Source organism: Streptosporangium sp. DT93 (assembly GCF_049844535.1).
GTDB lineage: Bacteria > Actinomycetota > Actinomycetes > Streptosporangiales > Streptosporangiaceae > Streptosporangium.
Genome location: NZ_JBNCLF010000002.1, coordinates 95,558 through 109,012, shown reverse-complemented (window position 1 = coordinate 109,012; position 13,455 = coordinate 95,558). Strand labels below are relative to the sequence as shown.

Below are 13,455 nucleotides of genomic sequence, written 5' to 3'. Positions count from 1 at the left end.
CATGGAACTTCTCTACTACCTACGGCTCGCGCGCCGTAACTGGCCGCTCATCCTGCTGTCGCTGGTCGTCGCGGTGGGCGCGGCGGTGGCCGTCACGGCCAACACGCCGCCGAAGTACGTCGCGACGATCTCCATGCTGGTCTCCGGCCACGACAAGGAGGGCAGCCTGTCCACGGCCTACCAGGCGGGGATCCTGTCGGCGCAGCGGGTGCAGTCCTACGCCACCCTGCTGTCCACCCGGCGGGTGCTCAGCCGCGTCACCGACGACGCCGACGTGGAGCGGCTGCAGGGCAACATCACGGCCGAGGCGGTGCCCGGGACCGTGCTGCTGCGCGCCACGGTCGCCGACCCGGTGCCCAAGCGGGCCGCGGAGCTGGCCAACGACCTGGGGGCGAGCTTCGCCGACCTCATCGACCAGATCGAGCGGCCCACCTCCTCCAGCCGTCCCACGGTGAAGGTCACGGTGGTCGACCACGCCGAGGTGCCCCAGGAGCCGGTCAGCCCGAAACCCCTGGTCAACCTGGTGCTGGCGGTGCTGCTGGCCCTGCTGGCGGTGATGGCCGTCATCATCGTCCGCGACCACCTGGACACGACCATCAAGACGCCGGAGGCGCTGCAGGAGGCGTCGGGCAGCTCGACCCTGGGGATCATCGGCTACGAGCGGGACGCGAAGCACCAGCCGCTGATCCTGCGCAAGAACGGCCGCTCGTCCAGGTCGGAGGCGTTCCGCACGCTCCGCACCAACCTGCAGTTCATCGGCGTCGACCGCCAGCCCAGGTCGCTGGTGGTCACGAGCTGCCTGCCGAGCGAGGGCAAGTCCTCGACCTCGGTCAACCTGGCCATCACGCTGGCCCAGGCCGGGTGGCGGATCGTGCTGGTGGACGGCGACCTGCGCCGTCCCACGATCCCCCGCTACCTCGGCATCGAGGGGACCACGGGCCTGACGGACGTGCTGATCGACAGGGCGCGCCTGAAGGAGGTCATCCAGGTCTGGGGCGAGCCGGGCATGTCGGTGCTGCCCAGCGGGCAGATCCCGCCGAACCCGAGCGAGCTGCTCGGCTCGGGCGGGATGCGCGAGGTGCTGGCCCAGCTCACCGAGACCTACGACATGGTCATCATCGACGCGCCGCCGCTGCTGCCGGTGACCGACGCCGCGACGCTCAGCGCCCTGTGCGACGGCACGCTGCTGGTCAGCCGGCACGGCAAGACGCGCCGCGAGCACATGGTCCGCGCCGCCGCGCTGCTGGCGTCGATCAACGCCAGGGTGGTGGGCACGGTCCTGAACTTCGTCCCGCCCCGGCACGAGACCTACTTCGGCTACGGGTACGGCTACGGGTACGGGTACGAGTCCGAGGTCAAGCATCCGGTGGGGGTGTGAGCAACCGGAGCGGGGCGGCCAGGGACCGGGTGATGGTCCGCCCCGCCCTCCGGTAGGCCAGCCAGGACCCGCCGTAGGGATCGGCGATGTCGGGCTCGCCGACCCGCACCAGCCCGCGCAGGGCCCGCGCCTCCTCGACCAGGACGCGGGCCCTTCGCACGGGGTCGGCGTGGCACAGGATCCGCTCGGGTGTCACGGCCCGGGCCAGCGCGCCGAACTCGGCGATGGTGAAGGTCCGGGTGGCCGCGGCCAGGTGCAGGGCCACCGCCTGGGCGCGGTGCCTGCCGGTGGCGGTCAGCACCAGGTCCGCCCCGGCCACCAGGGCGGGGGTGAGCAGGCAGGAGGCGAACCCGGCCGGGTCGCCGCCGAGCCGGGTCAGGGTGCCTCCGGCGCGCCGGTCCATCTCCATCCCGGGCCGGGCGTGCGTGCCCGCGCTGCTCACCCGGACGGCCGGGCAGGGGCCCAGCGCCGAACGGGTCAGCCGCTCGGCCAGCGGGGAGCGGCAGATGTTGGCGGTGCACACGAACAGGACGTGGAAGCGGGCGCCCTCCCGCGACGCCCGCGCGTCCAGGGGGTCCCGCGCGTCCTGGAGGTCCCGCCAGCAGCGCGGCCCGCAGTCCTCGTGCCCGGCCGGGGCCCTCCCGGCGCTCCCGGCGGGCGCGGGCGGGCGCGGGACGGGGGCCGGCGGCGTCAGGGGGCGCATCCCCGCGCGTCCTGGGTGACGCGGGTCCGCTGGGGCCTGACCAGCGGCTGTACCGGGACCAGCGGCGGCTCGTTCGAGACGGGCTCGGTGAGGTCGAACTCCAGCGACCTGGACTGGCCGGGGGCGAACTCCACCATGGTCGAGTAGACCGGGTGGGAGCGCTCGGTCTCCCGGATGATCGGCGCCCGGTCGCCGTCGAGCCGGGCCGCGGTCGCCTCCGCCCCGACGCCCGCGTACAGCGACACCCACAGCAGGTTGGAGCCGGGACGGTGCCGTCCCATGCCGGCGTTGTCGAGCCGGCCGGTCACGTAGGAGGGCAGGGTCTTGCCGGGGACGTCGTTGGTGAGGCGGACGCGCACGGTCGAGACGCGCCTGCCGTCCCGGCAGTGGCCGAGCCGGTAGTGCAGCGAGCGCTCCAGGTAGTAGTCGAGCTTCCCGCCGGCGGAGTTGTTGACGACCAGGGCGGCGAACGGCCCGGGCCGGGACGGCAGCACGCCCCCGAGGGGGGTGCGCGCCAGCAGCCGCTGCTCGGCCCGGTGACGGCTCCAGACCTGCAGCCGCCGGTCCCCCACCATCCCGGTCAGCACGGGCAGCAGCCTGGCGGGGGCGGCGAAGGCGGCGGGCAGGGCCTCGCCGACGGCGCGGGCGATCCCCATGAGGAACACCTTGCGCGCCAGGGGGTCGGTGAAGCGGGCGTAGGCCACCCGCTCGGTGAGGTCGACGACGTTGCCGGCCGTCACGACCTGCCCGCCGGGCGCGGTGACCGGGCCGATGACCCGGAGCAGGTGGGCCAGGCCGACCGGGTCGGTGGCGATGGCGCCGTCGAGCCGGGTGCGGGCCTGCCGCTCCCACAGGCCGGTCCAGATGGCCGCGGCGTACGGGAAGTGCGGGGAGAGGTTGGAGACCGAGAGCATCCTGGTGGCGTTCGGCCCGTAGCGCCCGCGGAACCCCGGGCCGGGGTCGGTGACGGGGACGGGACTGGTGTCGAGGTCGTTGTTGGAGGAGAGCCGCTCGATGACGACCTTGCCCCGGTCGAGCCGCAGGATGCCGAAGGCCCCCACCAGTCCCCCGGTGCCGCGCGCCTCGGCGTTGGTCTGGAAGGCCAGGAAGTAGCGGCGCGGTTCGTCGCCCCCCAGCATCGGGGGGAGCAGCGTGGCCGCGGTCACCGCGTCGCCCAGCATGCCGCGCAATCGGTCGATCTCCCGCAGCGCGGTGCCGCGGGCCTCGTCCAGCGCCTCCACCCCGGTGCGCGCCGGCGTGGACGTCAGCAGCGAGCTCACCCGGGCGAGCCGGGTGACGGCGTCGTCCAGGACCGGTGCCGCCGCCTCGACGGCGGCCAGCAGCCGTCTCGGACCGTTCGGACCGCTCGGGGCGAGGGTGACGCCCGGCAAGGAAGTGCCGCCGGGAGAGAGGGTGCCGCCCGGCGAGGGGGCGGCGCCGCGGGAGAGGGTGCCGCCCGGCGAGGGGGTGGCGCCGGGAGTGGGAGTGCCGCCCGGCGAGGGGGTGCCCGCCGTGATGAACGCCGCGCCGACGTGCTGGAGGTCGTCCAGCACGTCGGTCAGCTCCGCCACCCCCTCGGACAGTCCCCGTACGGTGCTCGCGGCCTCTCCCGTCACCGGGAGACGGGTGAGCAGCGACCAGCCGGCGCCCCCGGTCAGCCGCCGCGCCTCGGCGGCGTGGTGGCGGGCGTCGGCGAGCGGCGCGGCCAGCAGCGACGGCTGTCCCGCGCTCACCGCGGCGCGCAGCCTGAGCAGCGCGCCCCTGGTCTCCTGCAGGTGGTCTCGTACGCTCAGACCGAGGTACGCCGACCAGCCCCCGGCCGGCACGAGGACGGCGACGAGGGCCAGCAGGCAGATGACGGCGGTCCGGCGGTGTCGTCTAGAGGGCACTGGACGATCGACGACGCCGCATGGTGATCAGGGTGCCGACGATCCCGGCGGCCAGCAGGCCACCGCCGACCGTGGCCACGGTCGACACCGGCGTACCGGTGAAGGGCAGCTCCTCGTCCGAGCCCCAGGAGGCGTCGCGGAAGCAGCCGCCACCGCCGCCGCAACCGCCGCCGCAGTGGTCGCCGTCGCACTCGTCACGTGCCTCCAGGGCGACCAGGGCGACGTTCCTGGCCTTCAGCGCCAGGTTCTCCGCCGCGGTGGCCAGGTCGTCCGCCGCGGAGGCGAAGTCCTCGGCCTCGGACGCGACCCGCGCGGCGTTGGTCGCCACCACGGCCGCGGCCGCGTTGGTCGGTCCCGCGAGCGCCGCGATCGCCGTGGCGTCGGCGGCGATGTCCGACGCCCGGTCCGCGATCGCCTTGGCCCTGTTCGCGATGTCCCTCGCCCTGGCGGCGATCCTGCCCGCCTCGGCGGCGATCCACGCCAGGTCACCCGGGCGGGCGACCGTGACGCCGGAGACGATCGGCCGGGAGGCCGAGACGAGCTCCACGGTGGCCGGCGCCAGCCTCGCGGCGGTGGTCTCGGCGTTCTCCGCGTCCCTGAGGGCCTCCCTCGCCTCCTCGACGGCGGACCGTGCGGGGGGAATGTTGCCCGCCCCGGTCTCGCCCGCGTTGTTCTGCGCCGCGGTGGCGATGTCCTCGGCGTCCCTGGAGACCTCCTCGGCCTCCTCGACGATGTCCTCGGCCTCGTCCAGGACGTCCTGGGCTTGGAGGGCGACCCGGTTGGCCGAGGCGGCGTAGTCGATGACGGGTGGATACGGCTGCGCGTGGAAACCGGCGACCGAGGCCGGCGCACCGGTTCCGGCGATCGCGGTTCCGGCGATTCCAACGCCCAGCCCGCTCCCGGCCATCACCGTAAGAAGGATGGACATTGTGTATTTTTTGACCATTTCGAACTCCTCATGGCAAGTATTCAGGCCAGGAACACAGCGCTTGGAACACAAGCGACATGCCTCCGGAACCCGTTATATTTGACTATCGAAAAAGGCGGCTTATCCGGCTCACCGCCCTTACTGAATGATCACTCGCTGTTCTCCGATCTTTGATGTTCCCGGGCGAGGCGGACGCGCCAGGAGAAGACCCCGGTCCTTCGTGCTCCGCCCCGTCCCTAGACTTCGGATATGCCAACCGCATTGATCACTGGGGCGACGGCCGGCATCGGTGCCGCCTTCGCCGACCGCCTGGCCGCCGACGGTTTCTCGCTCGTCCTGGTCGCCCGCGACGGCGAACGCCTGGCCGGCGTCGCCGAGCGGCTCCGCCTGCGTCACGGGGTGAGCAGTGAGGTGCTCGTCGCCGACCTCGTGACCGACGAGGGCCTGCGCGCGGTGGAGCGGCGGCTCGGCGAGGGCGTCGACCTGCTGGTCAACAACGCCGGGTTCGGTCATCAGGGCCACTTCCTCGACGTTCCCGCCGAGCAGGAGGTGCGGATGCTCAGGCTGCACTGCGAGGCCGTGCTGCGGCTGACGCTGGCCGCGCTCCCCGGGATGAGGGACCGCGACCGGGGAGCGGTGATCAACGTCGCCTCGGTGGCGGCCTTCTTCACCCGCGGCTCCTACAGCGCGTCCAAGGCGTGGGTGGTCAACTTCAGCGAGTCCGTGGCCCTGGAGACGGCCGGCGGCCGGGTACGGGTCATGGCCCTGTGCCCGGGGTTCGTGCGCACCGAGTTCCACGACCGCGCCTCGATGGACGTCTCGAACATCCCCGGATTCCTCTGGCTGTCGGCGGACGACGTGGTCCGCGAGGCCATGCGCGACCTGGCCCGCGGCGCGCGGGTGAGCATCCCCGACCTGCGCTACAAGGTGCTCGTCAGGGTCGGCCGGCTGGTCCCCCTCGGCCTGGCCGGCCAGATCACCCGCCGCTTCGGCCGCCCCTAGGACGACGGCCGGGGTGGCGGCCACCACCCCGGCCGGGAACGCCCGTGCGCCGGGATCCCGCGGACCGGGGCATCGGCGGATCGAGCCCCGGTGGACCTGAACGCCGACGGGGCGGGGGTCCGACGGCGCGTGGCGTCAGCCGGTCACGGGGAGGTTCCGGTCCACCGGACGGGGAACGGGCGCCGAGCCGGGCGACCGGTCCTGGTGCCCGCGCGGGCCACGCCAGTGGCCACCGAACCGGTCCGGGCCGAACCCTCGATCGCCGAACTCGTCGTCATCGCCGAACTTCTCGGTATCGCCGGACTCCTCCGTGTCGTCGTCACCGCCGCCTCGCCGCCCGCTTCGGCCCCGCTCGTCGTCATCGTCGTCAGGCGGGAAGATGATCAGCCGCCTCTGCGGGGGGCGCGGCGTTCTGGTCGGGCTCACCGTGGGCGTGGGCGTGACCGTGGGAGTCACCGTCGGGGTCACGGTGGGTGTGACGGTGGGTGTCACCGTGGGCGTGACCGTCGGGGTGACGGTAGGAGTAACCGTGGGCGTGACGGTGGGAGTCACCGTCGGGGTCACGGTCGGTGTGACGGTGGGTGTCACCGTCGGGGTCACCGTGGGCGTGACGGTCGGTGTCACCGTGGGCGTGACCGTCGGCGTGACGGTAGGGGTCACCGTCGGGGTGACGGTGGGCGTCACCGTGGGAGTCACCGTCGGCGTGACCGTGGGTGTCACCGTCGGCGTCACGGTCGGGGTGGGGGTCACGTCGCAGACGGCCCGGGTGATGGTGTTCGTGTCGAGGCTGACCTGTCCGTTGCGGGCCAGCGCCCGGCCGTCGACGGTGGCGCCGGTCGTCACCGTGATCGACGTCAGGGCGAGGATGTTGCCGACGAAGGTGGAGTTGGTCCCCAGCGTCGCCGAGCTTCCCACCTGCCAGAAGACGTTGCACGCCTGGGCGCCGTTGATGAGCCGGACCCGGCTGGCCGAGCCGGTGATGAGCGTGGAGGCGATCTGGAAGATGAAGATGGCGTCGGGGTCGCCCTGCGCGTCGAGGGTGAGGGTGCCGGTCAGCCCGAGCGAGGAGGTGGAGGTGTAGACGCCGGACACCAGCGTCCGCCCTACCAGGTCCCCGGCGACGAGGGCGGTCGAGGCCTGTCCCGCCGCGTTGTTGTAGGCGATGGTCAGGTCGTTCTGCGCCTGGAGCGCGACACCGTTGGCGACGTTCTGGGTGCCGAACAGGGTTCCCGGGGGGAAGCCGGTCACCGCGGTGCCCGGGCTCAGGCCCAGGTCACCGGTGATCACACTGGGGCCGGTGTTGGTGACGGTGGTCCCGGCCAGTACGGCGAAGGCGTTCGCGGTGCCGAGGTTCACCGGCTCCTGCACGACCTTCGCGCCGGACTGGGTGGCGACGAGCACGGCGATGACGGGGAGGGCCAGGATCCCGGCGAGCACCCCGAACACTCCGGGCGACCTCCGGGCAAGGCGGACGATAAAAACTATCATTTGCCGGATTTCTCCTTAAAGGGGCGGTGAACGCGCCTGGACTTATAGGAGCGGTGAAGACATCCGGCCGTCATGAGTCCCCCGCAGATCGAAAGCGCCTTTCGGCACGATCAACGGCCCGGGAGGTCCGAGAGCCCTACCCCGCGATTCCGCACGCTACTCGGGGATATCGGAAAGCACCGGCGTGAACCACTGCAACGAGAAACAAAGATCACCTAATCCTTCATTTAACGATCACGGGACGTCCCGCCGGACGCGTTCTCCGTCGCGCTCCGGAACACCCGTCCGTGAACGCGGGCGAGGGCGGGAGACCACCGGCGCAAGAACACGCGAGGACACGCGAGGACACGGACACGAAAAGGCCCGCGCCACGGGAGGGGGTCGTGGCGCGGGCCCTGTCGGCCTGCTGAAGGTGGTCCGGGACGGGCCGTGCGGCCCGTCGGGTGGGGTCAGACGCGGGCGTTGGCCTCGTGACCGATGGCGAGACCCGAGACCGGGTCGAAGAAGTGCAGGTTGTGGGTGTCGACGACCAGCTCGATGTTCTGGCCGGGACGGACGTGGCTGCGGGAGTTCACGCGGGCGGTCCACAGCGACTTGTCGCCCACCAGCGGCAGCGTGGCGTCCTCCTCGCCGTCGTCGGCGGCGGCGGCCACGGTGTCCTGGTGCTGGACCGGCGGGGCGTCGATCAGGAACAGCACGTTGATCTCGGAGCCGAGCTCCTCGGTGACCTCGGCGCGGACCTGCAGGCGGGTCCAGCCACCCGGGGTGCCGTTGGCGGCCACCGAGTCGTCGAAGTCGGAGGGGCGGATGCCCAGGATGATCTTCTTGCCGATGTAGTCCTCGAGGCCGCGCTTCTCGGCGAAGGTCTCGTTCGGCACCGGCAGGTTGAAGCCCGCGAAGGACACGGCGGCGCCGCCGTCGCCGCGCACCAGCTCGGCGTTGACGAAGTTCATCGAGGGGGAGCCCATGAACCCGGCGACGAAGAGGTTGACCGGCTTGTCGAAGAGGTTCTGCGGGGTGTCGACCTGCTGGAGCAGGCCGTCGCGGAGCACGCAGACCCGGTCTCCGAGGGTCATGGCCTCGACCTGGTCGTGGGTGACGTACACGGTCGTCACGCCCAGGCGCTCGTGCAGGGTGTTCAGGGAGGCGCGCATGGAGACGCGGAGCTTGGCGTCCAGGTTGGACAGCGGCTCGTCCATGAGGAAGGCCTGGGGCTCGCGGACGATGGCGCGGCCCATCGCGACACGCTGGCGCTGGCCACCGGACAGGGCGGCGGGCTTGCGCTTGAGGTACTGGTCGAGGCCGAGCATCTTGGCGGCCTCGCCGACCCGCTTGGAGATCTCCGCCTTGGGCATCTTGCGGAGCTTCAGGCCGAAGGCGAGGTTCTCCTCGACGGTCATGTGCGGGTAGAGCGCGTAGTTCTGGAAGACCATGGCGATGTCACGGTCCTTCGGAGGCAGGTGGTTGACCACCCGGTCGCCGATCGCGATCTCTCCGCCGCTGATGTCCTCAAGCCCCGCGATCATGCGCAGGGCGGTGGACTTGCCACAGCCGGAGGGGCCGACCAGGACCATGAACTCGCCGTCCCTGATCTCAAGGTCGAGGCCGTTCACGGCTTTGACGCCGCCCGCATAGATCTTGTCGACTTTGCTGAGAACGATGGATGCCATGGATGTCCTTACCGCCCCGGGCCAACCCCGTGTTCACCCGATATTGGATACGTTTTCATGCATCTCATCGGAAACGGACATCGGTGTCAAGAGGTTGCCCGGTTCTGGCCTGTCAGCAGGGCGGTCGTTATGCCTCCGTAGTGGATCGTTCGCGGAAAACATGATGGAATCGTTTCCATGAACATGCGTCGCGCGACGATCAGGGATGTCGCCGGGGCGGCCGGGGTCGGGGTCGCCACCGTGTCACGGGTCCTGTCGGGGGGGTCGGCGAGCCCCGAGACCAGGGAGCGGGTGCTGACGGTCGCGGCCCAGCTCGACTACCGGCCCAGCGCGCTCGGCCGCAACCTGCGCCAGCGCCGTTCGGGCGGGATCGGGTTGCTGCTGCCCGACATCACCGACACCTTCTACGGGCGGGTGGCCGACGGGGTGCTCGCCTGCGCGCGCTCGGCGGGCGAGCCGGTGATCGTGGGCACCACCGGCGACGACCCCGAGCGCGAGGCCGAGCTGATCGGCATGCTCATGGAGCAGGGGGTGGACCGGCTGGTCGCCATCCCCTCGGGGGACGGCGAGAGCTGGGCGCCGACCCTGCGGGCCGGGCTGACCATCGTGTTCGCGCACCGGACCTCGGCCGGGTACGACGACGTCCCGGCCGTGCTGGCCGACGACCGCGCCGGGGTCAGGACCGCGGTGGACTACCTGACCGGTCTTGGACACCGGCGCATCGCCTACCTGGGCGGCCCGGGGCAGGCCCAGCGGCTGACGACCTTCCGGCAGGCGCTGGGCCCGCTGGTGGACGAGGAGCTCATCGTGGTGGCCCGGGGCAGCCGCGACTCCGCCTACGCGGCCGCGGCCGGGCTCTTCCAGCACCGGCCCGACCTGACCGCGGTGCTGGCGGGCGGCAACCTGCTGGGCGAGGCGGCCGTGCTGGCCGCGCGGGAGCTGGACCTGCGCCTGCCCAGGGACATGTCCCTGATCATGTTCGACGACGTGCCGTGGGCCGAGCTCTGCTCGCCGTCGCTGACGGTGATCGCCCAGCCGGCCCAGGACATCGGCTACCGCGCCGCGGAGCTGGTGCTCCGCGGCGGCGGTGGCAGGCGCCCGCGCGGCGTGCTGCTGCCGACCGAGCTGATCGTCAGGGGCAGTTGCGCGGCTAGAGGGACTTCTCGATCGCCGCGATGACGGCGGGGTCGGCCGGCTCGACGGCCGGCCTGAACCTGGCCACCACCTCGCCGTCCGCGGAGACGAGGAACTTCTCGAAGTTCCACTGGACGTCCCCGGCGTTGCCCTCGGCGTCGGGGACCTCGGTGAGCTCGGCGTAGAGGGGGTGCCTGCCCTCGCCGTTGACCTCGGTCTTGGCCAGCAGCGGGAAGTCGACGCCGTAGGTGGTGGAGCAGAAGTCCTGGATCTCCTCGGCGCTGCCCGGCTCCTGGCCCATGAACTGGTTGCACGGCACGCCGACCACGGTGAGGCCCCGCTCGCCGTAGGTCCGCTGGAGCTCGACGAGCCCGGCGTACTGCGGCGTCAGCCCGCACTTGGAGGCGACGTTCACGACGAGGGCGGCCCCGTCGCCGGCCAGCTCGGCCAGGGTGGTGGGGGTGCCGGAAAGAGTCTGTACGTCGATATCACGAATTCCCATGCCGAGCACCCTAATCCACCAGTCACATTTAAGAGTTATGTGGTCCATAAAGTGAAATGTGACTGACGCCACAGGCGGGACGCCGCCCGCCTCACCATTGCTCTGATCATTCTCTTACCGATCTCTGACATGGCTCCTGACACGACGATGTCGGCTGGCCCGCCGCCGGATCCCGGGGCATCGTGACGCCGGTCCCCCGACCTCAAGGCACAAGGGAGTCCCATGTCGACGCTTCGCCGTACCGGTGTGCTGGTGATCACTTCGGTGCTCGCCCTCGGCACCACCACGGTCGCCCAGGCGTCCTCGGCGCGTATGGACAACCGGGCGGTCGCCAGGCCGATGGTGTCCGCGCACGGCTGGAACAGCACTCAGTTCGACTGCCTCAGCAGGCTCTGGACCAAGGAGAGCAACTGGAACCACCGCGCCCACAACCGCTCCTCGGGCGCGTACGGCATCCCGCAGGCGCTTCCCGGCGGGAAGATGGCCAGCGCGGGCCGCGACTGGCGCACCAACCCCAGGACACAGATCACATGGGGCCTGGGGTACGTCAAGCAGCGCTACGGCTCGCCGTGCCGGGCGTGGTCGCACTTCCTCACGCGGGGCTGGTACTGACCGGGAACGAGTGCGCCGAAACCCCATGGTGGGCTGATTTTCATATCGCCTTCCGGCATGGGTGATTCGCCCGTCGTAATCGACCAACCCTCGAATCACCCGTAAATCCCGAAGATCGGGCAAACACCTTCCCTTCGCGTGTCCCAACCGCCCTCCGGCGCTCTCCGGCGTACTAGAAAGCCGCCTAGAGAGACCGCCGCGGCGTCTCATGCCGGAAACAGGCCGGCGAGACCGCGCGGGCGTCCCCGTCCGGGCCACGGACGCCGGATCGTCAGGCGGGCGAGCGCATCCGTGCCCTCGCCCGCCCCCGCACGCGGCCCGAGGACAAGGAACCATGTGAACAGCAGCAACCGTGTTCTACGCGGTACCGTCGTGACCGTTCTCGCCGCCTCGGCGATGGTCGGCCCGTCGACGGCGGGAAGAGCGGAGAGCAGCGCCGAGTCGTCCAGGAAAGGGACGGCCCGGATGGTGCACCGCTTCACCTGGGTGACCCAGGTGAAGCCCACGATGAAGGCGGTCGCCAGGACCGCCAAGAGCAGGAACAAGACGATCGCCTACCGCCTGGTCTCCCGGCGAGCCTGGCCGCACAGGCAGTTCCGCTGCCTGGACAGCCTGTGGACCCGGGAGAGCAACTGGAACCACCGCGCGTACAACCGCTCCTCGGGGGCCTACGGCATCCCGCAGGCGCTGCCCGGCTCGAAGATGGGCGGCAGCGGCGGCGACTGGCGGTACAACCCGATCACGCAGATCCACTGGGGTCTGCGCTACATCAAGAGCCGCTACGGGTCACCGTGCGGCGCGTGGGGTCACTTCCGGTCGAGCAACTGGTACTGACCCGCCCGGAGAGTGTCCAGGGGAAGGGAACACTCTCCCGGCGCCCGGGGCCTTCGGGTCCCGGGCGCCACCCCCGCGGCCGGCCGGTTCCGTTGACGCACGTACAACGTACGTGTCACCCTCGGAAAGGTACGTACGGTGTACGTCTCCGGGAGGCCCCCATGTCGACGCACGATCTCTACGCCATCCCCGCCGAGCTCTCCACCTGGGACGTCGAGGCGGCCGGGGCCGCCCGGTTCACCTGGGAGTACGACGAGGGCAGGGACCGCATGCTCGCCCTGTACCAGAAGGGCAAGGACAGGCAGTGGGACTCGGTCAGGCGCATCGACTGGGACCTGGAGGTCGACCCCTACGACGTGCTCGGCGTCCCCGACCAGACCCTGGCGATCCACGGCAGCCCGCTGTGGGAGCGGATGGACGAGCGGCAGCGCGCCGACGTGCGGCTGCACAACGCCTCCTGGCAGTTCTCCCAGTTCCTGCACGGCGAGCAGGGCGCGATGATCTGCTCGGCCAGGATCGTGGAGTCGGTGCCCGACCTGGACTCCAAGTTCTACGCCGCCACCCAGACCATGGACGAGGCCCGGCACGCCGAGACCTACGCCCGCTTCCTGCAGGAGAAGGTGGGCCTGGCCTACCCGATCAACCCCCACCTCAAGGCCCTGCTCGACAGCACGCTCGGCGACTCCCGCTGGGACATGCCCTACCTGGGCATGCAGGTGCTCATCGAGGGCCTCGCGCTGGCCGCCTTCGGCGTCATGCGCGACATCACCACCAAGCCGCTGCCCAAGCAGATCCTCGCCTACGTCATGCAGGACGAGGCCCGGCACGTGGCCTTCGGCCGGATGGCGCTGCGCGACCACTACGCCCAGCTGAGCGCGTCCGAGCTGCGCGAGCGCGAGGACTTCGTCATCGAGGGCTGTTACCTGATGCGCGACCGGCTGCGCGGCCGGGAGATCTGGGAGACCCTGGGCCTGAACAAGGCCGAGGAGGCCGAGGCCATGGAGTGCGTCGACCGGTCGGAGTACCTGAGGATCTTCCGCTCGCTGCTCTTCAGCCGGATCGTGCCCTGCGTCAGGGACATCGGGCTGTGGAGCCCCCGCCTGCAGCAGGCCTACGCCGACATGGGCGTGCTGGAGATGGCGGGCCAGGACCTGGAGCGGCTGATGCGCCAGGACGAGGAGATCGCCGAGCGGATCGACGCCGAACGGTTCGCCGCCGAGGAGGCCGAACGCCACGCCGAGGTCGTCGAGACCGTCACCCTGGGCGGCACCTGACGCCTCCCCCGGCCCGGACGAAAGCGCTCCCCACGCCCGTC

At 71.3% G+C, this 13,455-nt stretch carries 12 protein-coding genes; 6 read left to right on the top strand and 6 right to left on the bottom strand.

Going from position 1 to position 13,455, the window contains the following annotated elements; genetic code table 11:
* Position 1 precedes the first annotated feature (1 nt).
* Positions 2-1,378: a polysaccharide biosynthesis tyrosine autokinase gene (locus ACLQ2R_RS05795; RefSeq protein ID WP_425958261.1), complete on the top strand. Its 1,377-nt coding sequence runs from the start codon at positions 2-4 to the stop codon at positions 1,376-1,378.
* Here ACLQ2R_RS05795 and ACLQ2R_RS05790 read toward each other — a convergent pair.
* Genes ACLQ2R_RS05790 through ACLQ2R_RS05780 form a run of 3 tightly spaced genes read right to left on the bottom strand, consistent with a single transcriptional unit; the run spans position 1,356 to position 4,898 of the window.
* Positions 1,356-2,081, bottom strand: coding sequence for a hypothetical protein (locus ACLQ2R_RS05790; RefSeq protein WP_425958260.1), 726 nt, complete (start codon positions 2,079-2,081; stop codon positions 1,356-1,358). The two genes, ACLQ2R_RS05795 and ACLQ2R_RS05790, sit on opposite strands and share 23 nt — an antisense overlap.
* Positions 2,069-3,970, bottom strand: a complete 1,902-nt coding sequence (locus tag ACLQ2R_RS05785; RefSeq protein WP_425958259.1) for a DUF4012 domain-containing protein — start codon at positions 3,968-3,970, stop codon at positions 2,069-2,071. The genes ACLQ2R_RS05790 and ACLQ2R_RS05785 overlap by 13 nt, the downstream gene beginning before the upstream one ends.
* The gene (locus tag ACLQ2R_RS05780) at positions 3,960-4,898 is read right to left on the bottom strand and encodes a hypothetical protein (protein WP_425958258.1); all 939 of its coding nucleotides are present in this window, start codon (positions 4,896-4,898) and stop codon (positions 3,960-3,962) included. Before ACLQ2R_RS05780 ends, ACLQ2R_RS05785 begins: the two co-directional genes overlap by 11 nt.
* Before the next feature lie 249 nt (positions 4,899-5,147).
* On the opposite strand from ACLQ2R_RS05780, the gene ACLQ2R_RS05775 reads away from it, so the two are divergent.
* The gene (locus ACLQ2R_RS05775) at positions 5,148-5,900 is read left to right on the top strand and encodes an SDR family NAD(P)-dependent oxidoreductase (RefSeq protein ID WP_425958257.1); all 753 of its coding nucleotides are present in this window, start codon (positions 5,148-5,150) and stop codon (positions 5,898-5,900) included.
* Between the two features lie 135 nt (positions 5,901-6,035).
* Here ACLQ2R_RS05775 and ACLQ2R_RS05770 read toward each other — a convergent pair whose 3' ends face one another.
* Both ACLQ2R_RS05770 and ACLQ2R_RS05765 read right to left on the bottom strand, forming a co-directional pair.
* Positions 6,036-7,388: an ice-binding family protein gene (locus ACLQ2R_RS05770; protein ID WP_425958256.1), complete on the bottom strand. Its 1,353-nt coding sequence runs from the start codon at positions 7,386-7,388 to the stop codon at positions 6,036-6,038.
* Between the two features lie 449 nt (positions 7,389-7,837).
* Complete coding sequence (locus ACLQ2R_RS05765; protein WP_425958255.1) at positions 7,838-9,058, bottom strand: ABC transporter ATP-binding protein; 1,221 nt, start codon at positions 9,056-9,058, stop codon at positions 7,838-7,840.
* A gap of 177 nt (positions 9,059-9,235) precedes the next feature.
* Between ACLQ2R_RS05765 and ACLQ2R_RS05760 the strand changes: the two genes are divergently transcribed.
* Complete coding sequence (locus tag ACLQ2R_RS05760) at positions 9,236-10,237, top strand: LacI family DNA-binding transcriptional regulator (RefSeq protein WP_425958254.1); 1,002 nt, start codon at positions 9,236-9,238, stop codon at positions 10,235-10,237.
* Here the strand turns inward: ACLQ2R_RS05760 and ACLQ2R_RS05755 are convergent.
* Positions 10,209-10,694, bottom strand: a complete 486-nt coding sequence (locus ACLQ2R_RS05755; protein WP_386234385.1) for a glutathione peroxidase — start codon at positions 10,692-10,694, stop codon at positions 10,209-10,211. The two genes, ACLQ2R_RS05760 and ACLQ2R_RS05755, sit on opposite strands and share 29 nt — an antisense overlap.
* Positions 10,695-10,916: 222 nt before the next feature.
* Here ACLQ2R_RS05755 and ACLQ2R_RS05750 point away from each other — a divergent pair, with 222 nt between their 5' ends.
* From ACLQ2R_RS05750 to ACLQ2R_RS05740, 3 genes are all read left to right on the top strand, one after another.
* Entirely contained in the window at positions 10,917-11,306 is a 390-nt protein-coding gene (locus tag ACLQ2R_RS05750; RefSeq protein WP_425958253.1) for a lytic transglycosylase domain-containing protein, read from the top strand.
* 336 nt (positions 11,307-11,642) lie between these two features.
* Positions 11,643-12,140, top strand: coding sequence for a transglycosylase SLT domain-containing protein (locus ACLQ2R_RS05745; RefSeq protein ID WP_425958252.1), 498 nt, complete (start codon positions 11,643-11,645; stop codon positions 12,138-12,140).
* A 161-nt stretch (positions 12,141-12,301) separates the two neighbouring features.
* Positions 12,302-13,414: a ferritin-like domain-containing protein gene (locus ACLQ2R_RS05740; RefSeq protein WP_425958251.1), complete on the top strand. Its 1,113-nt coding sequence runs from the start codon at positions 12,302-12,304 to the stop codon at positions 13,412-13,414.
* Positions 13,415-13,455: the final 41 nt, after the last annotated feature.